23 protein-coding genes are annotated in these 22217 nt (G+C 32.9%); 6 read left to right on the top strand and 17 right to left on the bottom strand.

Annotated features, from left to right (window positions below; all coding sequences use genetic code 11):
- Window positions 1-95 precede the first annotated feature (95 nt).
- The 7 genes from B4N66_RS08765 to B4N66_RS08795 form a co-directional block, all read right to left on the bottom strand.
- Entirely contained in the window at window positions 96-509 is a 414-nt protein-coding gene (locus tag B4N66_RS08765) for a hypothetical protein (protein WP_291094027.1), read from the bottom strand.
- Window positions 510-659: 150 nt separating this feature from the next.
- Complete coding sequence (locus tag B4N66_RS08770; protein ID WP_291094028.1) at window positions 660-2489, bottom strand: hypothetical protein; 1830 nt, start codon at window positions 2487-2489, stop codon at window positions 660-662.
- Window positions 2490-2541: 52 nt separating this feature from the next.
- Window positions 2542-3072 (bottom strand): mechanosensitive ion channel domain-containing protein, encoded by a 531-nt coding sequence (locus tag B4N66_RS08775; RefSeq protein WP_248434053.1) that lies wholly within the window; start codon window positions 3070-3072, stop codon window positions 2542-2544.
- Between the two features lie 9 nt (window positions 3073-3081).
- Window positions 3082-3669: a Maf-like protein gene (locus B4N66_RS08780; RefSeq protein WP_291094029.1), complete on the bottom strand. Its 588-nt coding sequence runs from the start codon at window positions 3667-3669 to the stop codon at window positions 3082-3084.
- Entirely contained in the window at window positions 3662-4591 is a 930-nt protein-coding gene (locus B4N66_RS08785) for a geranylgeranylglycerol-phosphate geranylgeranyltransferase (protein ID WP_291094031.1), read from the bottom strand. Before B4N66_RS08785 ends, B4N66_RS08780 begins: the two co-directional genes overlap by 8 nt.
- A gap of 190 nt (window positions 4592-4781) precedes the next feature.
- A complete protein-coding gene (locus B4N66_RS08790; RefSeq protein ID WP_291094032.1) occupies window positions 4782-5309 on the bottom strand; it encodes a KdsC family phosphatase in 528 nt (175 codons plus the stop codon).
- Complete coding sequence (locus B4N66_RS08795; protein ID WP_291094033.1) at window positions 5293-6054, bottom strand: Rossmann-like and DUF2520 domain-containing protein; 762 nt, start codon at window positions 6052-6054, stop codon at window positions 5293-5295. The genes B4N66_RS08790 and B4N66_RS08795 overlap by 17 nt, the downstream gene beginning before the upstream one ends.
- Window positions 6055-6204: 150 nt before the next feature.
- Between B4N66_RS08795 and ccsA the strand changes: the two genes are divergently transcribed.
- Window positions 6205-9348, top strand: a complete 3144-nt coding sequence (gene ccsA / locus B4N66_RS08800; RefSeq protein WP_291094034.1) for a cytochrome c biogenesis protein CcsA — start codon at window positions 6205-6207, stop codon at window positions 9346-9348.
- A gap of 75 nt (window positions 9349-9423) precedes the next feature.
- Window positions 9424-10005 (top strand): glutathione peroxidase, encoded by a 582-nt coding sequence (locus tag B4N66_RS08805; protein ID WP_291094036.1) that lies wholly within the window; start codon window positions 9424-9426, stop codon window positions 10003-10005.
- A gap of 96 nt (window positions 10006-10101) precedes the next feature.
- Here the strand turns inward: B4N66_RS08805 and B4N66_RS08810 are convergent, their stop codons facing one another.
- Window positions 10102-10608, bottom strand: a complete 507-nt coding sequence (locus B4N66_RS08810; protein ID WP_291094037.1) for a GNAT family N-acetyltransferase — start codon at window positions 10606-10608, stop codon at window positions 10102-10104.
- 128 nt (window positions 10609-10736) lie between these two features.
- Here B4N66_RS08810 and menD point away from each other — a divergent pair, with 128 nt between their 5' ends.
- Entirely contained in the window at window positions 10737-12398 is a 1662-nt protein-coding gene (menD, locus tag B4N66_RS08815) for a 2-succinyl-5-enolpyruvyl-6-hydroxy-3-cyclohexene-1-carboxylic-acid synthase (protein WP_291094039.1), read from the top strand.
- Window positions 12399-12714: 316 nt separating this feature from the next.
- Here menD and B4N66_RS08820 read toward each other — a convergent pair whose 3' ends face one another.
- On the bottom strand, window positions 12715-13440 hold the full coding sequence (locus B4N66_RS08820; RefSeq protein ID WP_291094041.1) for a bacteriorhodopsin-like: 726 nt from the start codon (window positions 13438-13440) through the stop codon (window positions 12715-12717).
- 109 nt (window positions 13441-13549) lie between these two features.
- Between B4N66_RS08820 and B4N66_RS08825 the strand changes: the two genes are divergently transcribed.
- Window positions 13550-14437, top strand: coding sequence for a Brp/Blh family beta-carotene 15,15'-dioxygenase (locus B4N66_RS08825; protein ID WP_291094043.1), 888 nt, complete (start codon window positions 13550-13552; stop codon window positions 14435-14437).
- A 191-nt stretch (window positions 14438-14628) separates the two neighbouring features.
- On the opposite strand, the gene B4N66_RS08830 is transcribed toward B4N66_RS08825, so the two are convergent.
- The 5 genes from B4N66_RS08830 to B4N66_RS08850 form a co-directional block, all read right to left on the bottom strand.
- The gene (locus B4N66_RS08830) at window positions 14629-15207 is read right to left on the bottom strand and encodes a porin family protein (RefSeq protein ID WP_291094045.1); all 579 of its coding nucleotides are present in this window, start codon (window positions 15205-15207) and stop codon (window positions 14629-14631) included.
- A 99-nt stretch (window positions 15208-15306) separates the two neighbouring features.
- Window positions 15307-16524: a T9SS type A sorting domain-containing protein gene (locus B4N66_RS08835; protein ID WP_291094046.1), complete on the bottom strand. Its 1218-nt coding sequence runs from the start codon at window positions 16522-16524 to the stop codon at window positions 15307-15309.
- A gap of 239 nt (window positions 16525-16763) precedes the next feature.
- The gene (locus tag B4N66_RS08840) at window positions 16764-18053 is read right to left on the bottom strand and encodes a serine hydrolase (RefSeq protein WP_291094047.1); all 1290 of its coding nucleotides are present in this window, start codon (window positions 18051-18053) and stop codon (window positions 16764-16766) included.
- A 79-nt stretch (window positions 18054-18132) separates the two neighbouring features.
- Window positions 18133-18342: a helix-turn-helix domain-containing protein gene (locus B4N66_RS08845; protein ID WP_291094049.1), complete on the bottom strand. Its 210-nt coding sequence runs from the start codon at window positions 18340-18342 to the stop codon at window positions 18133-18135.
- Between the two features lie 3 nt (window positions 18343-18345).
- Window positions 18346-18882 carry a DUF2975 domain-containing protein gene (locus B4N66_RS08850; protein WP_291094052.1) on the bottom strand — a complete coding sequence of 179 codons (537 nt, stop codon included), beginning with the start codon at window positions 18880-18882 and terminating at the stop codon, window positions 18346-18348.
- Between the two features lie 431 nt (window positions 18883-19313).
- On the opposite strand from B4N66_RS08850, the gene B4N66_RS08855 reads away from it, so the two are divergent.
- Complete coding sequence (locus B4N66_RS08855; RefSeq protein WP_291094054.1) at window positions 19314-19490, top strand: hypothetical protein; 177 nt, start codon at window positions 19314-19316, stop codon at window positions 19488-19490.
- An 87-nt stretch (window positions 19491-19577) separates the two neighbouring features.
- Entirely contained in the window at window positions 19578-19997 is a 420-nt protein-coding gene (locus tag B4N66_RS08860) for a helix-turn-helix domain-containing protein (RefSeq protein ID WP_291094055.1), read from the top strand.
- Between the two features lie 168 nt (window positions 19998-20165).
- Here B4N66_RS08860 and B4N66_RS08865 read toward each other — a convergent pair whose 3' ends face one another.
- From B4N66_RS08865 to B4N66_RS08875, 3 genes are all read right to left on the bottom strand, one after another.
- Complete coding sequence (locus tag B4N66_RS08865) at window positions 20166-20696, bottom strand: hypothetical protein (protein WP_291094057.1); 531 nt, start codon at window positions 20694-20696, stop codon at window positions 20166-20168.
- Between the two features lie 188 nt (window positions 20697-20884).
- Window positions 20885-21673, bottom strand: coding sequence for a subclass B1 metallo-beta-lactamase (gene bla, locus B4N66_RS08870; protein WP_291094058.1), 789 nt, complete (start codon window positions 21671-21673; stop codon window positions 20885-20887).
- A 26-nt stretch (window positions 21674-21699) separates the two neighbouring features.
- Entirely contained in the window at window positions 21700-22107 is a 408-nt protein-coding gene (locus B4N66_RS08875; RefSeq protein WP_291094059.1) for a hypothetical protein, read from the bottom strand.
- Window positions 22108-22217 lie beyond the last annotated feature (110 nt).

Below are 22217 nucleotides of genomic sequence, written 5' to 3' on the forward strand. Positions count from 1 at the left end.
AATAAGTTGATTTTTTAATTAGAATTTCTTTAACAATAAAAAAACAGTCCGAATAAATAACTCATTCAGACTGTCTTCCCTTATTAAAACCAATTCTAATTGTAGGTTAAAGCATTTTGCTTTATTTTTTCCAGTTTTTTTCGCATTTCTTTAGCGGTAAATATTTGTGGATAGCTATCTTTATGTGTTTCAATGTGTTTTTCAGGATTGTCTTCGTTCACTAAGCCATTTATTATTTCATAATTTTTGTTGAATAATGAGTAGCCTCTGTAATCATTTGGAATTGATTTTTCGCGAATCCATTCACCACTTTTTTTATAAATATATTCTTTTTTATGAGTGTCATAGTAAGCTTGAAGATTTGGATAATAGTAGTAACGAATTGAATCTAAAGGAACTTGAATTTGGTTATATTCTTCTAAATTATACACCGAAGAATAGGACTGACTCAATAAAAGTTTTGTTGGAAATAAAAAGAAAATAATTAAAAACAAACATACCCTTTTCATGACTTATTAGATTAAAATTAATAAAATCGTAAGTGGTATTTTTTAATTAAGTTATCGAAATGAATAATGTCATGTAAAGATAATTAAAATATAAATGAAAAATAGTTAATATTTGATTTATTTTATAAAAAATTTGTTAAATACTTAAATTTATTGATACAAAACAACTCTTGGCTTATTAATTTCAAAATCTAAATAACCAAAATCATCTGTTTTAAACGTATTAGATTTGAATAAATTTTCACCATCATTAGGTATACTTGGGTAGTAGGCAAAAGAAATTTGGAAAGAATTAAATACTAAGTAGTCATTTGTAATCAAAACACCCATTCCTAACTTAGCGTATCCCTTACTTTTTTGGAAATCGTATTCTGTATTTCCCAAAAACGCCATTGAAAAATTAAAAAATGGACTGAATCGAAATCCGGCCCAATCCCAAGGAGAGTAGGATTGTGTTTGAAAAGAAAAAATCATTTTTTTTGTTCCTAAAAACTTAGGATCATTAAATCCTGAAATTCCGTTTGATTCATTTATAGATATTTTATCGCCTTGAATGTCTAAGCGATGACCTCCAAGAATTATATCACTTTTAAAAAACTGACGTAATTTCCATCTTCCAAATTCCATTAAAGGAGTAAAATAATTTATTTGAGCAACAAAAGCACTTTGTTCGTTTTTTTTGTCTCTAAAAAAAGTACCATATTCATAATTTGTACTTAAATAGCCCCATTTAAAATAATTCCCAAATGTTGCTCTCGCTCCAACATACCATCGATTATCAAAGTTCTTGAGTTGATTTCCAATCGTAACTCCGTAATATTTTCCAATCGGAATATCTTCCACAATGTCATAGTTAAAAACAAATTTTTCTTGAACGAATTTTCGGGAAGAAATTCCAATTCCACTTAACCAAAAAGATTCATTTGTATAAAAATCGATTGGGTCAAAATCACTGGTTATGTCTTCTAAATAGTTTATTTTTAAATATCTTAGAGTAGTAACAAAGTTAGTTGATCGTTCATTCACATTATTCTCTCTCGTGATATCAAATGAATGGCCTCCCCAAATATCTATCATATTAAATTTAAAAGTCTGCAGTTTATATTCTTGACTAAAATCCGGCAAACTATCTCTTCGTAATCTATTTTCCAAAAAAACACCACCGGCCCAGCGGGTATAAGGAGAGAAAAATCTTCTTTCCATTTCAATACTTTTAGCATAATTATTATCTAAATCAATTTGATAATTGAATGCCGTTTGAACATAACTATTTCTAATATTTGGAATAACATAACGTGTTGAAAAAGCATTTCTTTTGTCGTCTAAATCATGTTGAAAACGATTGTCCCATAAGTGGCCAGTTCCGAGAAAGTTACGTTCAGTTAATTCATAAGATCCTCTTGAAGAAGATAAACTGGCATTAGGAATCAAACTCCATGAATCTAATACTGTAATGTTTATATCTACACTGTCAGATTGTGCTGAGACCAATTCACTAGAAATATCTACCCTTCTTATAAATCGTTGCGAACGTATTAAACGCTCTGTCTCTTTAATCATCAAACTGTCATAGGGTTTATTTCGTTTAATAAGAACAATATTTCTAATGGCAAATTTTTTAGATTTTACATGGATAGAATTGGCAGCTTTTTCAGTAAATCGTTTTGGCTTTTTTGCTGTATCTTTTTCAGAATATCCAAATGGATCAAGAGTTTGAATATTAATATTTCGAATGATTTTACCCTCGTAAAGAGTATGATTTTTTTCAGGAATTTTTACGCTTTTTGGTTTAATTGGAGTGACTTTTGTAGTCTTAAAAACAAGTTTATGAAGAAACTTTGTAAAGTTATTTTTTTTAGAGTAGTTTTCAATTCTTTTATAAGTAAGTGAAGTTGAATCTGTTTCTGTTTTTTTCTCTTGACCTGAGGAAAACAAAAACAAACAGAGAAAAAATAGCGTAAAAAAGTGTTTTTGGTTCATATATTTATTGCAATATAACGCTAAAACCAATTAAACTACTATAAATAAAATGTTAATCTATGAATTCCTTTTCTTCTCGTGGAAATTTAATCACAGTAACCCCTTTTTGAAGTAGTAAGCTATTTGGATATGTGATAAGTTCGCCTTCTGCAGTTTTCAAATACGTGTGAAATCCTCTAATATCTTCGATTTCTGCTTCTATCGGAAAATCTTTATCGTGAATTCTGATGGTATCACCAATTTTGAAAGGAGCCGAAAAGAACAAAATAATTCCTGATGAAACATTACTCAAAATGGACCATTGAGCAAACATTGCCACGCCAATTACAGCAAAAACAGAAGAGGTAACTAAGATAACATTTTGTGGTTTTACACCCCAAATAATGAATAATTCAATTATTGTGATTATTCCAATTAAAATATTAAAATATTTGATAACAAGATTTGTTCGATGCACAAGGATTTCACTAACTCGAGCAAACCTTCTAACAATTTTCGCAACTAATAAACGTAAGATAATAGCAATAACAATAACTATGCCCGAAGCAACAACTTCTTTTATATATAAATTAACAAACTCCATGGTGTTGAATTAGGGGACAAAAGTAAGCATTTTTTGATAAACTAAATGCATTGGCATCCCAACAACATTGGTATATGAACCTTCAATTTTACTGATGCCAACGTAGCCAATCCATTCTTGAATGGCATAACTTCCGGCTTTATCAAACGGTTTGTAATTGGTTAAATAGTAACGAATTGCTTCATCAGAAAGTTCACGAAATGTTACTTTTGTGACTTCATGAAATGTTTCGGTTTTTAAATTTGTTTTAAAACACACTGAAGTAATCACTTCATGCGTAGAATTAGACAAAGATTGCAACATTTTAAAAGCATCTTCTTCATCTTTAGGCTTACCTAAACATTGATTATTGTGCCAAACGATAGTGTCGCTCGTGATTAGAATTTCGTTTGGTTTTATTTCTCCATCAAATGCTTTGGCTTTTAATTCCGCTAAATAATTAGTAATTTCTTCTGCTTGAAGATGTGGCGGATAAATTTCTTCCACTTCTTTTAAACGAATTTCAAAATCAATGTCTAAATCTTTAAAAAACTGTTGTCTTCTGGGCGAACCCGAAGCTAAAATTATTTTATACGATTTTAGTTTTTCTCTAAGCATTTGTATTGATTTTGATGTTATATGTAATCACAGCAATCGACAAAATCCCAAAGAAAATAACCCATTTTAAAATGATACTCAAATGACGAAAATCTGAACTGGATTTAGCATTCCAACTTTTAATTAAAGCATATAAAAGAGGACCAATAACTAAGAAAAGTACATATAAAACAGCATAATACAAGTTAAAATCCATCAAATGCTGATTCGTATACCAAAATATAATAGCAATTGCAGCAAGCAATAAAACGAAAATTATTTTAGCTGTTCTGTTAATACCCATAACAATTGGAAGCGTTTGCATTCCTTGGTTATAATCACCTTTTGTATCTTCCGCATCTTTAATTATTTCCCGAATAAAATTTACTACAAAAGCAAAAATGGCATAATCGGTAAGAATTTTAAATAGTAAACCCATTTTCTCACGATTTCCATCATAAGTAGCCGGATATAAATCGAAAACACCAATAATTAAAACACTTAATCCAAGAATAAAAGCAATTAAAAGATTACCTAGCAACAACATCTTCTTCAAAGTGGTTGCATAAAAATAAAGACAGGCTGCAATGAAGATGAAAATCGTAGCAAAACTTGGTTTATTAATTAAATTGGAAAGATAAAAACCAATGGCAACACCGGCAATATTAAGTCCTACATAAATATTGTAGGCTCTTGATTCGGAAATGGCTTTTCCAACAATTACTTTCTCCGGTCGATTGATGGTATCGGTTTCTTGATCAAAAATGTCATTAATCACATAACCGGCAGCAGCTAACAATGCCGTTGATAAAATCAACAATACGTATTGCCAATCGGTTAATGCATAACCATCTTGTTGTTTTAAAAATCCGTAACGAAAAATTAATTGCATTAAAGCAAGTAGGAGTAGGTTTTTGTATCGTATTAATTTTAGATAAATCATTTTCTTTAAAGGATATAATCTTTGTTTATTTTTTAGAATAAAATTATTTGCTTTTTTGCCTGCTTCGCAGGAGATTGCTTCGCCAGTTCGCTATCGCTCGTGTCCTCTTTCGACTTCGTCATCTTTCGCAATGACAAAAAGCGGTGTGTAGCTCGCAACCCGAAACCCGCAACTTTTCAACCCGCAACTTCTAATCATGCTTCCCATCATAATACAAATGCCATTTCCCTTGCACTTTCATCACTTGTTCAATTACTTCACGAGCGGCACCTTTTCCTCCATTTTTATGCGAAATGTATTTTGAAATCGCTTTAATTTCCGGACTCGAATCTTGCGGACAAGTAGGTAATCCAACCAATTTCATCACATGATAATCGGGAATATCGTCACCCATATACAAAACTTGTTCAGGATTTATGTTGTAAATGGCACAGTATTCTCTGAATGTTTCCACTTTATCGGGCGAACCCAAATAAATGTCAGAAATGCCGAGATTTTTTAAACGAATTCGAACGCCTTCGTTACTTCCGCCGGAAATAATACAAACGTGATAACCGCTTTCAACTGCAGCTTTTAACGCAAAACCATCTCGAATATTCATAATGCGAAGCATTTCGCCGGTAGGAGTAATGTGAACAGAACTATCCGTTAGAACGCCATCTACATCAAAAATGAAGGTGGTTATTTCATTCATTAATTCTTTATAGCTTTTTGCCATCGTCAATAATTGATTTAGTTAGAAGTTTATAAATTTCTTTTTGATTTTCATCAGACAAAAAATTCAAATGGGTATTGATTGTTTCGCTATCATTCCTTTTGGCTGGTCCGGTTTGAGCATTTTCAGGAGATAAATGGATGATTTTTTGAGCCGTTTCAATAATCAAAGGCTTCAATAATTCAAATGAAAGTTGATTTTCTTCACAAATTTCATTTCCGATTTTATACAAATGATTGACAAAATTACACACAAAAACAGCCGCCACGTGCAATGCTTTTCGTTGTTCAGATGAAATAGATTGCACAACCGATGAAATAGTTTTAGCAACAGTTTCAATTGTTTTAAAATCTTTCTCATCTTCAGCTTCCAAACAAATCGGAATTTCTTTAAAATTAACCGGTTTATTTTTAGTAAATGTTTGTAATGGATAAAAAACACCCCGACGATTTTTTGAATCCAATATTTCCATCGGCATACTACCGGATGTATGAACAACTAATCGATTTTCAAATGGAAGTTTTGTCGAAACATCACCAATCGCATTATCCGAAATGGCAATTAGGTATAAATCCGCTTGTTTAATTTTAGCAAAATCAGAAACAATTTTATCCGAAGAAATCAAATGTGAAACACTTTCTTTTTGCCGCGAAAAAACCTGAATCAGCTCAACTTCATTACTTTGCAAAAAAGCAGTAATCAAATGTTGAGCTACATTTCCGGAACCGATAATAACGATTGAAATCATTCGTCAAAAATAATAAAAACACAGCCGATTTCCGATTAAAATTAATAAGAATAAAAGACTGATTAAACTTACCTTAAAAATTCTATAAAAATAGATAAGATTCTTTCTTTTATAAGTATTTTTGTGCTTTCAAAAATTACCCTTCTCAAAATGGACAAAAAAATACTTTCCTTCCTTTTTTCCACTCGTTTAATGGCTTTTTTATTTATCGTATTTGCCGCAGCGATGGCAGTTGGAACCTTCATCGAAAATGATTATAATACAGATACTGCCCGAATTTGGGTTTATAATGCCTGGTGGTTTGAAGTAATTATGGTGTTTTTTGTCATCAATTTTATTGGAAATATCAAACGGTATCAACTTTGGAAAAAAGAAAAATGGGCGACTTTATTACTGCATTTTTCATTTATTTTTATCCTTGTAGGAGCATTCGTTACACGTTACATCAGTTTTGAAGGAATGATGCCAATTCGTGAAGGTGCTTCAGAAAAACGATTTTATTCTGATAAAACGTTCCTTACTGTTCTAACCGATGGCGATTACAGAGGTGAAACCAAGCGAAAAACTATCGAAAAACCGCTAATTTTATCTCAAGCAGCCAATAATAGTTTTACGATTAACGATAAGTTTGACACGAAACCATACACCATTCGCTATAAAAATTTTATTATGAACGCCACCGAAAGCATCAAACCGGATGAAAGTGGCGAAACGTTTTTAAAATTAGTCGAATCGAGTGGAGGAACTCGTCACGAACATCACTTAAAAGAAGGCGAAGTACAAAGTTTACACGGAATTCTTTTTGCCTACAACAAAGAAACGGACGGAGCAATTAACATCATTCAAGATGGAGATTCCTTTTTTATCAAATCTACTTTTGGTGGCGATTTTATGCGAATGGCCGATCAAATGAAAGGCTTGGTTGTCAAAGATTCGTTGCAACCGCTGATGTTCCGTTCGCTTTACAATATTGCAGGAGCTCAATTTGTTTTGCCAGACGCACCAGTGAAAGGTAAAAAAGAATTCGTTTCCAATAATGATTGGAAAGATATGTCAACTGATGATGCGTTGATTGTAGAGGTTGAAGCCAATGGCAAAACAAAAGAAGTGACATTAGTGGGTTCCAAAGGAAAACAAGGTGTTCCGCAAACCGTTACAATGGGCGATTTGGATATTACTTTGATGTTTGGTAGCAAAATTTACGAATTGCCATTCAGTATTCAATTAAATGATTTTATTGCGAAGCGATATCCCGGAACCATTAACAGTTATTCTGCTTTTGAAAGTAAAGTAACCGTTTTAGATGGCGATAAAAAGCAAGATGCTCATATTTATATGAACAACATTTTGGATTACAAAGGTTATCGATTTTTTCAAGCTCAATTTGATCAAGATGAAAAAGGAACTATTCTTTCAGTTAATCACGATTTCTGGGGAACTTGGCTCACTTACATTGGCTATTTTTTACTTTACATTGCGATGATGGCAATTCTGTTTGATAAAAACACACGTTTCAATGATATTAAAGTGAAGTTGGAAAAAGTGAAGAAAAAGAAATCGGCTTTATTATCCCTTTCATTTTTGCTTTTTTCGTTGATAGGATTTTCTCAAAATGCTGAGGAGAATCACAAGCATCAACGACCTTCACTAGCAGAAGTTGAGAAGTTTCTGGAAACAACTATTCCAAAACCCGAACATGCAGCCAAGTTTGGACGATTAGTGATTCAGGATGCGGGTGGAAGAATGAAACCGGTGAATACTTTTTCGTCGGAATTACTACGTAAAGTCAGTAAAAGTGACAATTACAAAGGTTATACTTCTGATCAGGTTTTTCTATCGATGTCGCAAACACCAAACGCTTGGTTCGAAGTGCCGTTGGTTTATTTAAAACGTGGTAACGATAGTATCAGAAATATTTTAGGGGTTTCCAAGGAGGCTAAATTTGCTCCATTCATCAGTTTCTTTGATGATAAAGGGAATTATAAATTATCTCCGTTTTTGGATGATGCTTATAAAGCGACAATTCCAAATCAATTTCAGAAGGATTTTATTGAAGTGGATAAAAAAGTTGTGTTGTTAAATTCGGCTTTAAGCGGAAGCATTCTCAAAATTTTCCCGGTTCCGAATGATGATAACAACAAATGGATTTCGTATTTAGAATTAGATGAATACCAAGATACAGAACTTGCCAACCTAAAAAATATTCTTCCGGCTTATATGCAAATTTTAGGAGAGGCAAGTAAAACACAAGATTATAAAATGGCGGATGACATCATCGGCGGAATGGAGAAATTTCAAGTCAAGTACGGAAGCGAAGTTCGTCCATCTGATAAAAAAATTGATTCGGAAATCTTATATAACAAATACGATATTTTCAAGAATTTGTATTATTTGTATATGTTGGCGGGCGTTTTGATGTTGATTTTTACGGTAATTCAAATTGTAAAATCATCCAAATTCATCAATTATACGATCAATGCTTTTCATATTCTAATCGGATTTTTCTTTGTTTTACATACGTTAGGATTAATTGCACGTTGGTACATTTCAGGTCACGCACCGTGGAGTGACGCCTACGAAAGTATGATTTATGTAGCTTGGGCAACAATGTTTTTCGGATTGGCGTTTGACAGAAAATCGAAATTAACCGTTGCTTCGGGAGCATTTGTTGCTTCGATGATTTTGATGATTGCACACTGGAGTTGGATGGATCCTTCGATTGCAAATTTACAACCGGTTTTAGATTCCTATTGGTTGATGATTCACGTATCAGTAATTGTAGGGAGTTATGGACCATTTACGTTAGGAATGATTCTCGGAATAGTATCGCTTTTATTGATTTTGTTAACCAATGACAAAAATAAAGAGCGAATGAAATTAAGCATTCAAGAAATCACCTACATCAACGAAATGGCGTTAACCATTGGTTTAGTAATGCTAACGATTGGTAACTTTTTAGGCGGGCAATGGGCCAACGAAAGTTGGGGCCGCTACTGGGGTTGGGATCCAAAAGAAACGTGGGCTTTAATTAGTATTATGGTTTATGCGTTTGTGATTCACGCTCGATTTGTGCCTTCGTTACGTGGAACTTGGGTGTTTAATTTGATGAGTATTTTCGCTTTCTATTCGATTATGATGACGTATTTTGGAGTGAATTTTTACCTCACCGGATTGCATTCGTATGCGAGTGGGGATAAAGTTGTAACACCAAGTTTTGTATATATTTCTGTAGCTGTTATAACAATATTGGGAATAGCTTCTTATTTAAAATACAAAAAATATTATAAAAAATAGTTTAGTAATCATTTGTGATTTGTTTAGTAGGTTCATCTTTTATAAAAATGTAAATTTGAAATAAAAATAATTAGTATGAAATCATCTTTTTTAATCATTTTTTCTTTTTTCATGTTGATGAGCTGCCAAAATCAGGCTCAAACTAAAAAAGAAAATATAGCATCAGACACCACTATGAAACAATCAATATATACTTTTAAAGTAGAAGATTTGGAAGGAAAAGAATTTGATTTTGCTTCCTTGAAAGGAAAAAAAATCATGGTTGTAAACACGGCTTCCAAATGTGGATTAACCCCACAATACAAAGATCTTCAATCATTATATGAAGAATATAAAGACAAAGGATTGGTAATTATCGGTTTTCCGGCCAATGATTTTATGAAGCAAGAACCGGGAACCAATGAAGAAATCGGTGCTTTCTGCGAAAAGAATTACGGCGTGACTTTCCCGATGATGAGTAAAATTTCGGTAAAAGGAAAAGACATGCATCCGCTATATCAATTTTTAACTCAAAAATCACAAAACGGTTTGCAGGATAGTGATGTAGAATGGAATTTTCAAAAATATTTGCTGAATGAAAAGGGCGAATTAGAAAAAGTTATCAGTCCGAGAACCAGTCCAAAAGATAAAGAAATATTAGATTGGTTAGCAAGTTAACTTAACTTTTATTGACCAAACAGGTAAGGAACACAGATTAGAAAAATCAGATAAATTTTTAAAATTTTATAGATTTCTTTACTCTGTGTTTTTCGTTTATGTATTTTCTTCCAAAATTAACTGCATAAAAACAGAATCCAACCAACGATTAAACTTAAAACCGGATTCTTTAATAATTCCAACATTTTTAAAACCATATTTTTCGTGAAAGAGAATACTTTCCGTATTTTCTGCATCAATCACACCTATCATCGTGTGTAAGCCTTGCTTTCTGGCTATATCAATTAAGGATTGAAGCAACTTTCCACCCACACCTTTTCCTTTAAAATCCTTGGAAACATAAACAGAATGTTCTACTGTAAACCGATACGCATCGCGAAAGCGAAATTCGCCATACATGCCAAATCCGGCAATTTTACCATCGATTTCGGCTATGATAACCGGAAAGTTTTTGGCTATTTTATCTTTTAATAAATCACTTTGATTGGCTAAGCTTCTTGGTTCATAGTCATACAAGGAAGTAGAATGCAAGATGTTATCGTTAATAATGTCCAAAATACTAGGAACATCAGCTTCAGAATAAGGTCGGATTTGAATTGTCATTTGTTGAAAAGTATGTTCAAATATAACAAAACTTTAATCGTTGTAACAACCTTTTTTCGATGTTAAAATAATAACTTTGTTTGTTGCTTCAGCATTTTTTTGTTGCAATTAATTTTCATCAAAAAGAAATGATTTATCCCAAAATAGCGTTAGCCCAAAGCATCATCGAAATTTGTCATGCCAAAGGAATTCAAAACATTATTATTGCACCTGGTTCACGAAATGCACCATTGACCATAGGTTTCACTGCTAATCCATACTTCACTTGTTACAGTATTGCAGATGAACGTTGTGCCGCTTTTTTTGCAATGGGAATTGCTCAACAAATCGGTAAACCTGTGGTAGTTGTTTGCACATCAGGTTCTGCGGTTTTGAATTTTTATCCGGCTGTTGCCGAAGCTTTTTACAGCATGATTCCGTTAGTAATTATTTCTGCCGACAGACCAAAATCAATGGTGGATATTGGTGACGGACAAACCATTCGTCAAGAAAACGTCTTGGCAAATCATACCCATTTTAATGCCAATTTGACTGAAATTGCTTCGGAAGAAAACGACTTTTTAATTAATGAAGCGTTCAATAAAGCCTTTTCAAAGTCAGGGCCAACGCATATCAATGCTCCGTTTGAGGAACCGTTGTATGAAACGATAACTGTTCCAACCGTAGATACCATGATTTCAACTTTTGGGAAAGTCTATAAAACAATTCCGTTTGAAGATATTATTGCTTCAACGAATATTTGGAATACAGCCCGTAAAAAATTAGTGCTTGTTGGAACATTTCCCCCGAATGAATTAGATATCTCTATCATCAATCATTTAGCTAATGATCCTTCGGTTTTAGTGATGACGGAAACGACTTCTAATTTGCATCATCAATCGTTTTTAAATAATATCGATTCGATTATTACACCTTTTTCAATAGAAGATTTTCAAGATTTTCAACCGAATATTGTGCTTACATTTGGTGGAATGATTGTATCGAAACGCATTAAATCATTCTTGCGAAATTATCAGCCAACGCATCATTGGCATGTGGATAGACTTAGAGCATACAACACATTTGGAAGCTTAACCTATCATTTTGAAGTTAATCCGAATGATTTTTTTAATCAATTTTTGCCTTATACAAAGTATATTGAAAGCAATTACCGCGATTTAGGATTGAGAATTAAAGCAGTACGGAAAGAAAAACATGCGACCTATATGGCTAATTTAGCGTTTTGTGATTTTAAAGCGTTTGAGCAAATCGTGAATCAACTGCCGGAAAATATTTTGTTGCAAGTGGGAAATAGTTCGTCTATTCGCTACATGCAGTTGTTTGATTTACCGGAATCAGTTGAGGTTTTTTGCAATCGAGGCACAAGTGGAATTGATGGAAGTACATCAACCGCCATTGGAGCCGCAATAGCATCAGAAAAAGATACGTTGTTGATTACCGGAGATGTGAGTTTTTTTTACGACAGTAATGGGTTATGGAACAATTACATCCCTAAAAACTTTAAAATTATTATCATTAATAATGGAGGAGGAGGCATCTTTCGTATTTTGCCCGGTCACGAGGAAAACGAAACGTTTCATACCTATTTTGAAACGGCTCATTGTTTAACAGCTGAACAATTGGCGGCTATGTATCGTTTTGGGTATCGAAAAGCAAGCACTATTGAAACGGTAGAGAAGGCGTTGAAGTCTTTTTTTGCAGAAACAGAAGTACCGCAGATTCTGGAAATCTTTACACCAACGTATGAAAATGATAAGTTGTTGAAGGATTATTTCAGAAAGTTGGTTTGATAATTAATTCTGTGTAATTTAGTTATGGAATTTTTAAAAAGTAACTTCTAGTTAACTCTTTTTTTTTAATTATTTTATTCAATAATATTCTAGCTATTTTACCACGAATTCTCGAATTTGAAAATAAACTACCATGATAATTTGTTCATCTTTGATGAAAATTCGAATTTAAGCGAATAATCTTCCTGAAAAATTAGTGCATTAGTGGTAAAACTATTTCAAAATTTAATTACACCAAACGAGTTTCTGGTAATTAAATTATTACATAAAAAAAAACCGGACCTATCAAGTCCGGTTTCATTTTGAAATGGGTTAATTATTTGCTTGATTTTACAGCCAAGGTGTAAATAACCAAACCGAATCCAATTTTATTGATTGCATCGGCAATGTTGTAAACCACATCAATGTTAAGGTTTAGGGCATGAAGACCACTATACCATCCGTCTGTGCCAAGCATGTAGCCCAACGGATAAATTGACCAGCCTACCAATACAAACCAGCACAAGATTTTGTGTGCAGCCAAAACATCACCACCGGCTTGTTTTGCTAATTTTGATGCAGCACCTAACCAAATGTCGTACACAATCACAAAATAAGCCAAACCTGAAATAAAACCCCACAAAGCGGCATTATCGCGGTCAACAGCTTCACCAAAGTACCCGGTAACTAACATCAAGATTGAGAATCCAATCATTCTCCACAACAAAGATTGTTTTGCTCCGGCTACTTTTAAAATTAAGTAAAATTCCAAGCACATTAATGGCACCGTTAATACCCAATCTACATAACGAAAGAAAGTAGGTGATTCCATGTGTGCTGCCCAATAATCACGCATGTAGAAATAATGAACAGCAGCAATAAAAGTAATTAACCCAGAAACTAAAACTGATGTTCGCCACTTCTTGTCAAACTGACTCAAAGAAAGAAAGAAAAATGCAGAGGCAGCCATCATAGCCATGCACCCTACAAAGAACGTAAAACCAACATAATCCGTTGGATCTAGCTTTGGAACTAAATCGGCAATTAACATAAAATTTTTCATAACATTTTTTTTAAGATTTTTGTTTAATCAAAGCTACAAAACATTAAACAAAAAAAGAATTATTTTGTTTAATATTTTTTACATATCTTTAAACAAAATATAGTTGTTCATGTCAAAATTTATTAGCTTCTTAATCATAGTAAGCTTTTTAGGACTATGGCTCAAGTCTTTTTTTAACGAGACGACGCAAACTTATGTAGGATTTATTTTGATTTTTTCATTTGGAATCCTCCATGGAGCTAATGATTTATTACTAATTGGCAAAACGCAATCCATTGAAAAGTTCATTTATACTACAAAAATTCTACTTTATTATTGTATTGTTGTGGTTTTGGGGGTTGCTTTATTTTACTTTTTTCCTGCCATAGCACTTGCATTATTTATTTTGGTGAGCGGTTATCATTTTGGGCAGCAACATTGGCAACTTGATATCAAAACTGGAAGTTATTGGTTTGAATTTTTATTTCAATTGTTTTATGGTCTGCTAATTTTAGCCCTTTTATTCGTTTGTCATCAAGAAGATGTACAACGAATTATGCTGGATATCTCCGGTTTTAAAATTTCAAATAACCTTATCATAGCGTTTTTATACTTCTCTCTTTTTTGTACATTACTATTTGGTTTAATCATTTTTAGAAAAACCAAACATCATAAGAGGCCTTTAGGAGTTGAACTTTTATTGTTAATTGTGTTAGCTGTTTTGTTTCAAACATCAACTTTAATTTGGGGATTTGCACTCTACTTTATCATTTGGCACAGTATTCCATCCATCAAAGATCAAATCAATTTTCTTTATGGCTCGTTTACATGGAAAAATTTCAAACAGTATTTTAAATCTGCTGCTATTTATTGGCTGGTAGCTTTAACTGGAATAGCACTATTGTATTTCCTTTTTAATCAGCAACATTATTTTGACGCTTTATTTTTTGCATTTTTGGCGGCAATCACTTTTCCGCATGTTTGGGTAATAGTGCAAATGTTTAAAACAAAAAAGTAAACAAAAATTTGAGTAACATTGATTTACTGTTTCAAAAGGTGTGAGCGTAAGTAAAGTAAAATTAGTTTCACCTGCTATCTAAATCGGGTAATACATTTTAAATTCTGGAAATCTTCACACCAACGTATGAAAACGATAAGCTGTTGAAGGAATATTTTAGAAGTTTGTGGTAAGTAATCATAGCATTATTGTCAAAAATAGTATCCCACCGATAATCGAACCAATGTATTTGTCAAGCTATTTTGCTTATTGAATTGATCTTCATATTCAATAATTTTTGAAAAACCTTTATAGGCACTGAATTCAATAAATACTTTATTTATGGTATAGCCTGCACCAACATTTATTCCAAAATCAATTTTAGATTCAACATCGCCATAATCGTCACTCATTTTTTCGGTGTTAATTAAATACCCAATCTGTGGTCCGGCAATAAGGTATATTTTATTCCAAAATTTAAAATCCAGCGGGACATTAATATAGGATAATTTATAATCAACAGCAGTTAGGTTAAATTCGGATTGGTCAGTTTTTTTTCGATCACCTTGTGTAGAATACATCAACTTAGGTCGAAAACTAATTGATTCATTTAAAGGCATTTCATATAACACACCAACATGAAGCGAAACGGAACTTTCAGATAAAAATGCTTCATAATTTCCTTGTGTTAAATAGTTGTAATTTAAACCTGCAAAAGCTCCAAATTTATTTTGTGAATAGGAACATGTAATTGTGAACAATAAGAAAACTGTAGGTATAATTTTTTTCATGTTTTAATTTTATACTAAAAAGATAAACTTATTTATATTATTGAATAATTATTAGAATGAATAATTTACTACGTTTATTCATATTCTTAACTTAAAAAATTATTCCTTCAAAATCTTTTGCGTTACTATCGAATCAGTTGTTATCACTTTTACAAGATAAATACCATTTTCAATATTCAACTCATACAAATTGCTTTGTTTGGAAGGATAAGTTTCAATTAATCTTCCATTCAAATCATATAAAGAAACACTCAAAACAGTTTTGTCAGTATAGATGGAAAAAGCATTTTCAACAGGATTTGGCGAAATTATAAAGCGATTGTTCAAAACGAAATCGTTCGTATCTAAAGTGCAATTGGAATCAACCGTACAATTTGGAATCTCCCAATCTATTATTAAAAGTTCAATAGATTCAATTTCTGCTTCATCACAACAGATATAGCTTAAATTTGGGTTTCCACTGAAAGAAGCTGATTCATTACCTCCGTTTTTTAAATTCAATTCAACCAAATTATTGTTTTCAAAAAAAGCATATTCCAACAACGGTGAGTCACTCACATCCATTTGAACCAACTGATTGTTTTGACACTCCAATGCAATCAAATTTTGTAATTCGTTTAGTTCTAAGTTTGTAAGTTGATTGTTATTACACATTATACCTGCTAAATTAGGGAGTCCTGATAAATTTAAAGTAGTTAAATTGTTGTATTGGCACTGTAAACTAATTAAATTTGACGATTCACTTACATTTAATTGCTCTAAAGAATTTTGATTAATAAACAATACAGCTAATTGCGATAAACCACTTGAATCAAATGCTACAAAGTTATTATATCTAAGATTAATTGAATACAACTGTGAATTGGGATGAAAAGTAATCGTGTGCAGATTATTCATTTCGGCTTCTAGTAACATTAGGTTTTCTGTGAGCGAAACATCCAATACTTCCAATTGATTTAATTGACATTGTAAATAAAGTAAATTTGGTAGTTCAGGAAGCACTAATGATTCTAAGTTATTCATCGCACATATTAAATCGATCATATTCGTAAAATACTCAATTCCATCTAACGAAGAAATTCCACCATTAAAAACATTTAATTTGATAACCTGCAAGGCTTCACTTTCTTGAATAATTCCGTCGTTATTGCTATCAATTGTAATTGGATTATTGTTTTCGTCTAACGCAATATCATTCAACGGAGAAGCTTCCAAAAGTTTAGCTTCAAATTGAGCATCAGTAAACGAAATATTTTGAGAGGTAACTATCCCTGTAAAGAAGTTTAAAAATAAAATAATGTAGAACAATTTATTCATAGAGGTAATTTTTTCACAAATATATACTTTTTTGATTTTCTGCTCTGAACAAGAAATTTGCTACTTTTTATTTTTTCGTCATCTTCTACAAACTCTAAAAATACCGCCGGTTGTCAATCTAATGCTTTGCAAATGGCTTCGAGTATAATCAATCAAACTACATTTTCCGTTTTTCCATTATTTTATCCAGAGTAAAAATGATAGTTATGGCTTATTGGATAAAATCACTTCTTTTAGCGTCACTTTTTTATAACTTTTTCCCATTGCACATCGTTTCCTGACTGAATTTTTAACCAGTAGAATCCGTTCGCATAGCCGGTTAATGTTGGGGATGATTGCTGGTTTCCTTTTTCTAGAATCTGGGACGAACTATCGTATAATTCCCAATTGTACGACTCAGCGGTCGGGTTCTGAATCAACAATTGATCTTTAACCGGATTAGGAGCAATTTGCCATTTTTTGAATGCTGAATCTGTGGTTGATAAGGGACAAACCAACTCGTTTATTTTTTCCCAAATCTGATTGTTCAAGAAAAAGGGCACGAGCAAATCGTCGGGAGTATCACCCATTCTCACCCAAACTAATCCTTCGCTGGGCGTAATATTTAGAAATTGACCGTTTTTTCCGGCTGCTACGTAGGTGTCTGCGGGTGCGTCAGGAATTAGAAAACCCGGAAAAACCAGAGTTGAACCCGGCAACATATAAGAGCTTTTTCCATTAAGCCACCACAGATAGCCATAGGACAAATTAAGCGATTGCGAGGTGTTTATCATTTCGTTGAAGTAGTTCGTATCGGTCATAATCGGCGTAGTTCCCCAACTTCCACCATTCAACATCAATAATCCAAAACGAGCCATACTTCGGGGAGTGCTAAAATATACGTTGTTTTCTTCTACTTGAATAAAGGCACCATTCATTCCGATTGGGTTTCTAACTTTTTGCGAAAAGTATTGGTTCAACGTTGAGCTGGTAGCCGTTTCTATGACTTGGTCTAACAAGGTATAGGGGGCATTGTGATAATACCACTGGGAACCGGCATCGGATAGGTATTCCAAACACTCCGGATCTGTACAACCCAAATTTGGAACTGTATAATCCAATCCGCTTGTCATATTGAGTTGGTTTTTAATGGTAATTTGTTGCTCTTTTTCTGCTGGTGCTGTTGTCCAACCTTCTCCTAAATAATCAGCAGAAGTGTCTTCAATAGATAAAAAACCTTCTTGTTGAGCAATACCAACCGTAAAAGCGGTAATCGTTTTTCCGGCGGAAGCCCAATACCAATTGTCGGTGGGTTGAAAACCGTCGAAATATTGTTCTAATACAATTTTTCCATCTTTTAGTAGGAGGAAGGCTTTGGATTGATTTTCTTCGAGTAAAGTGTATAGTTCTGCAATTTTTTCAGGGCAATAGCCTAAAGTGCTTGGCGGAGTAGTTTCCCACGCTGTTCCTGTGTTGGGCGGAAAATAGAGTTCCTGACCAACAACTGAAGTAGTACATCCAACTAGTAGCAAAAAGAGTAAGGTTTTCATAGAGCTTTTTTTAATAGTTGTTGCTTTGACTCTAAAAGATTAAAAAGGTTTAATACAAATTATTAAATTGCACTATCATTTACTCATCTTCCACAAACTCCAAAATATCACCGGGTTGGCAATCTAATGCTTTGCAAATGGCTTCGAGGGTGCTAAATCGAACTGCTTTTGCCTTTCCGGTTTTTAAGATCGAGAGGTTGGATAAAGTTAAATCGACTCGGGTGGAAAGTTCGTTTAACGATATTTTCCGTTTGGCCATCATGACATCTAGGTTTACAATAATTGGCATTTTCTAAACAGTTAAGTCGTTTTCGTTTTGAATTTCTACACCTCTTGAAAAAATAGTAGCAATCACGTAGATAACAGCCGACATTAGTATGTATGCTTGACTATCTGCCCAAAAAGGGTTGAGTTGCTCACTCACTAAGCCATAATGTTCGAGACTTTTAACGACTTGTTGAGCAATGTAACTAATTAATCCGACTGATAGTGTTAGGTAACTTATGTTTGTAATTTTAGTAGAAACATAACTGCTAAACGGCTTAGACAAATCCATTTTACTCAAGAGCAAAATAACAAGATAGAAAAGATAGGCTTTTAGAACAGCGATAAATAAAATAAAACTGTAAATACCATAAAAGATACCTTGGTTAAATTGATACATCTCACTCAAATCTAATTTTTGATATAAATTTTTTACCACTTCAGGTTTGAAAATGCTGAAAATGAAATTGAAAAGCAAAGCTCCTGCTTCAATGCATAAAGCCACGAAAATGATCCAAGCAATAATGTGTAGCCCTTTAAAAATGAGGTTATCTCTTTTTGACATACGAATTATGATTTAAAATTACATCGCAAATATAATAAATTATTATTGATAAACAATAAATATATATTTTTATTCAATGTATATACGCTTTTATTTTGTTACGAGGTTGTAAGGCTATCGCAGAGTTTCGTCTTATTAAATAAGATGTAGGGGTTCGGATTGTTGGCATGTTGGAAAGAATAACGTAAAGTAGGACGAGCGGAACGATGGGTTTGATGGTTTTATGATAGTAGAGTTGATGGTTGTTGGTTTGGGTAAATAAGTTGTAAAAGATGTGGTTAGGTTTGTTTGATTTCTTTCTATTATACATAATGTTTTTCATACACTACTCATACACTATCTATACTCAGGATAGGGGGATGGTATGGAGGAAAAGGCGATGTGTGGTTTTGATTTTTTTTCTCACGGAAAACACAAAAAACACGGAATGTATGTCAGCAGAATTGGTTATGTTTAAAAAGTTCTGGTTAGTAGGGAAGAAAGTAGATAGCATTTTCTTGAAAATTGCCAAAGACACCTACTTAAAAACTATTTATTATTTTGATCAACCAATACGTAAAATTTGTATTTTTGTAAGAACGCCATTTTTACGCTACATCATCACTTGAATTTGTAAGTGAATAGGCGTAGTACTTTACCAAAATTTTTGGTAGTTTACTAAGACCAATTGTTTATTTTTTTTATATTTTTATACCATGAACACAGCAGAAAAAACAGGCCACATTGGGCGAAAAATAAGTAAGATTAGAGAATTACGCGGCATGAAGCAAGAGGCATTGGCTTTTGCTATTGGCGTGAGCCAGCAAACTATTTCTAATATTGAAAATAGTGAAACTATTGACGATGATAAGCTACAAGAAATTGCAAAAGCATTAGGCGTTTCACAAGAGGCAATAAAGAATTTTTCTGAGGAAAACGTGATTAATTATTTTAATTTTTACGATAATAGTTCTAGTCAAGGCAATAATATCGGAGCATTTGGTGTTACAAACTGTACGTTCAATCCGCTTGAAAAAGTGATTGAACTTTATGATGAAAAGGAAAAATTGTTTGAACGTTTGTTGAAAGCGGAACAAGATAAGGTTGCTTATTTGGAGCGGTTGTTGGATAAGTAATTGCTTTTGAGGTTTCGCGTTACTTTTTAAATTTTGGTGGAACTGCCTACTATCTCTTACTTAAGTAAATTGCCACACGAAGGGATTCTTGCGGCAGCGAGGGGGGAGACACTCATTAAGCTTCTTACAATTAAACAAGACTTAGGACAAAACAGAACCAACCACTATTTACTGTTCAAGTTTCGCAAATTTCTCCTTAGTTTTTTCAAAGAAGCCACAGCTTTCAAATGCTTCGTCGCTAAAAGCACATTTTTCCTCAACAAGAACCAATTGGGTTTTATACGGTTTTGTGCTTTTGTCCAAATCAAGTAGGTAATCACTTATTTGATTTTTGATATCTTGTTCTGTTTCTTTTTCATACAGTGCTTTTAAACGTTTAAAATCATCCTGAATAATAAGTAAGGCATCTAAAAGTTGGTCCATTTCTTTCAAGCAGTCACAAGCGGTAGGCTGTTCCGGCAAATTGGAATGGAGTTCCGGTAAAGCACTTTTCTCAAATACGAAAGTAGTTTCCTCTTTTTTGTTTTGACAGGAAAACAGAAATAGTACAATAAAATGAAATAAAACGGTTTTGTTCACGTATCGACTCATAACATCAAAATTAAAATATATTCCACAAAAAATACATACGAATGCAAAGGAAATCCATCGTTTTGATTCCCACCATTTTATGTTTAATCGAAGCTCTACGGTGGTCATTAGGAATGTTTAGTTTCTTTAATGTTTTCAGTTGAGCTATTATATACTTTGTATTTATCAAATATAATAAAAATTGTGAAATTAGGTTGTAGTAGGAATTGATTATTTGCTGCGAAGTCGTCCCGATGGTTACCGGAATCGCAGAGCTTCCTACTATTTAAAAAGACTTAGTAAGCTTTTTTAATAAATTACTTAGATTCAAATTTACCCTCACCAAAATATTTCGTCCTAAATAAATCAATTGTATAATCCAGTAATTCTGCATTTCCATATTTTCCATGACCGGGAACAACAAGCGTTAGGTTTGGAAATCTTTTTTTTATGTTCTCAACGGTAGTTGACCAAACGGCTACATTGGCATCTCCTAAATAACCTTTATTAGCACCTAATTCTTTAATTAAACAGCCACCAAACAACAACTCTTCGCTTGGAAAATAGCCAACAACATTATCTTTCGTATGTCCTTCTCCAAAAGACTTTGCTAGAATTGTTTTATTGCCTACTTTCAGGAGTAGTGAATCGTTGAAACTGTTTTGAGGAATAGTAAAATTATTTTCTTTTGCAAGTTCAATCGTTTTTAGATAGGCATAAGAAGGTATTTTGTTAGTATGAAATGAGTTGAGTCCTCCTAAACAATCATCGTGAAAATGTGTTGGAATAATACCTTTTATTTTATAGTGAAGTGTTTCGTTTATCCATTTAATCAATTCGTCTGCACTTTTGTCGTTTACGGGTGTGTCAAAAATAATTACTTCTTTACTATCTGAAACAATTAGGCCGTTACAAGGAACATTACCAAAATCATTGGTTTGCAAGAATGACGTGTGTATAAAAGAATTTTCTGTTATTTGGGTCACTTGCAAAATAGCCGACTCGTAAACTAGTTTAGGTTTAAACTCTTCTTTTTTTGCGTTTTTACAAGTAATGATTGAAACTGATAGTAGGAGAGTGAGTAAAATAGTGAGAGCGACTTTCATTTTATGGTTGTTTTAATTGGAATTGATTATTTGCTGCGAGGTAGAAAGACATTTTTAGAAAACAATTGAAAGTAATCTTCAGCTATATTCTTCTTTTTAGAGAATTCCTTAATATATAACTCTAACTCACGTTCTGATTTATATAACACTTTATTTTTGGCATCCTCAAATTCTTCAGTTGTATATCTACGTGGATTAGGATGGCCAGTCCCAAACGTAGACTGAGCTTCATTGAAAAGTATGTAATAAAGTGCTTTAAATCTATAGTTGCTTGACTTTAATACGTCTAAATCTTGTTCTGAAATATCGAACTCAAATTCCATATCCGCATGACCTGATGAAACAGGGAAGCAATATATAAGACCAGTCTTATTTTTATAAATAAAGGGACTATAACCTCCGCTCAGACTGTACACCTCATTCTCTCTTTTCATAGTTAGTTTAATTAAATGCACACCAACGTTCTGGTACTAAAGCGGGTGTTATTATCAAATATAATAAAAATTTGAAAGTTGGTTTGATGTTTTTTTAAATTGGAATTGAT

The organism is Flavobacterium sp. UBA2787 (assembly GCA_002352205.1).
Lineage (GTDB): Bacteria > Bacteroidota > Bacteroidia > Flavobacteriales > Flavobacteriaceae > Flavobacterium.

Coding starts and splice junctions, on each gene's coding strand:
- B4N66_RS08765 (WP_291094027.1), bottom strand. CDS start 509: ATGAAAAGGGTATGTTTGTTTTTAATTATTTTCTTTTTATTTCCAACA.
- B4N66_RS08770 (WP_291094028.1), bottom strand. CDS start 2,489: ATGAACCAAAAACACTTTTTTACGCTATTTTTTCTCTGTTTGTTTTTG.
- B4N66_RS08775 (WP_248434053.1), bottom strand. CDS start 3,072: ATGGAGTTTGTTAATTTATATATAAAAGAAGTTGTTGCTTCGGGCATA.
- B4N66_RS08780 (WP_291094029.1), bottom strand. CDS start 3,669: ATGCTTAGAGAAAAACTAAAATCGTATAAAATAATTTTAGCTTCGGGT.
- B4N66_RS08785 (WP_291094031.1), bottom strand. CDS start 4,591: ATGATTTATCTAAAATTAATACGATACAAAAACCTACTCCTACTTGCT.
- B4N66_RS08790 (WP_291094032.1), bottom strand. CDS start 5,309: ATGGCAAAAAGCTATAAAGAATTAATGAATGAAATAACCACCTTCATT.
- B4N66_RS08795 (WP_291094033.1), bottom strand. CDS start 6,054: ATGATTTCAATCGTTATTATCGGTTCCGGAAATGTAGCTCAACATTTG.
- ccsA (WP_291094034.1), top strand. CDS start 6,205: ATGGACAAAAAAATACTTTCCTTCCTTTTTTCCACTCGTTTAATGGCT.
- B4N66_RS08805 (WP_291094036.1), top strand. CDS start 9,424: ATGAAATCATCTTTTTTAATCATTTTTTCTTTTTTCATGTTGATGAGC.
- B4N66_RS08810 (WP_291094037.1), bottom strand. CDS start 10,608: ATGACAATTCAAATCCGACCTTATTCTGAAGCTGATGTTCCTAGTATT.
- menD (WP_291094039.1), top strand. CDS start 10,737: ATGATTTATCCCAAAATAGCGTTAGCCCAAAGCATCATCGAAATTTGT.
- B4N66_RS08820 (WP_291094041.1), bottom strand. CDS start 13,440: ATGAAAAATTTTATGTTAATTGCCGATTTAGTTCCAAAGCTAGATCCA.
- B4N66_RS08825 (WP_291094043.1), top strand. CDS start 13,550: ATGTCAAAATTTATTAGCTTCTTAATCATAGTAAGCTTTTTAGGACTA.
- B4N66_RS08830 (WP_291094045.1), bottom strand. CDS start 15,207: ATGAAAAAAATTATACCTACAGTTTTCTTATTGTTCACAATTACATGT.
- B4N66_RS08835 (WP_291094046.1), bottom strand. CDS start 16,524: ATGAATAAATTGTTCTACATTATTTTATTTTTAAACTTCTTTACAGGG.
- B4N66_RS08840 (WP_291094047.1), bottom strand. CDS start 18,053: ATGAAAACCTTACTCTTTTTGCTACTAGTTGGATGTACTACTTCAGTT.
- B4N66_RS08845 (WP_291094049.1), bottom strand. CDS start 18,342: ATGCCAATTATTGTAAACCTAGATGTCATGATGGCCAAACGGAAAATA.
- B4N66_RS08850 (WP_291094052.1), bottom strand. CDS start 18,882: ATGTCAAAAAGAGATAACCTCATTTTTAAAGGGCTACACATTATTGCT.
- B4N66_RS08855 (WP_291094054.1), top strand. CDS start 19,314: ATGTCAGCAGAATTGGTTATGTTTAAAAAGTTCTGGTTAGTAGGGAAG.
- B4N66_RS08860 (WP_291094055.1), top strand. CDS start 19,578: ATGAACACAGCAGAAAAAACAGGCCACATTGGGCGAAAAATAAGTAAG.
- B4N66_RS08865 (WP_291094057.1), bottom strand. CDS start 20,696: ATGACCACCGTAGAGCTTCGATTAAACATAAAATGGTGGGAATCAAAA.
- bla (WP_291094058.1), bottom strand. CDS start 21,673: ATGAAAGTCGCTCTCACTATTTTACTCACTCTCCTACTATCAGTTTCA.
- B4N66_RS08875 (WP_291094059.1), bottom strand. CDS start 22,107: ATGAAAAGAGAGAATGAGGTGTACAGTCTGAGCGGAGGTTATAGTCCC.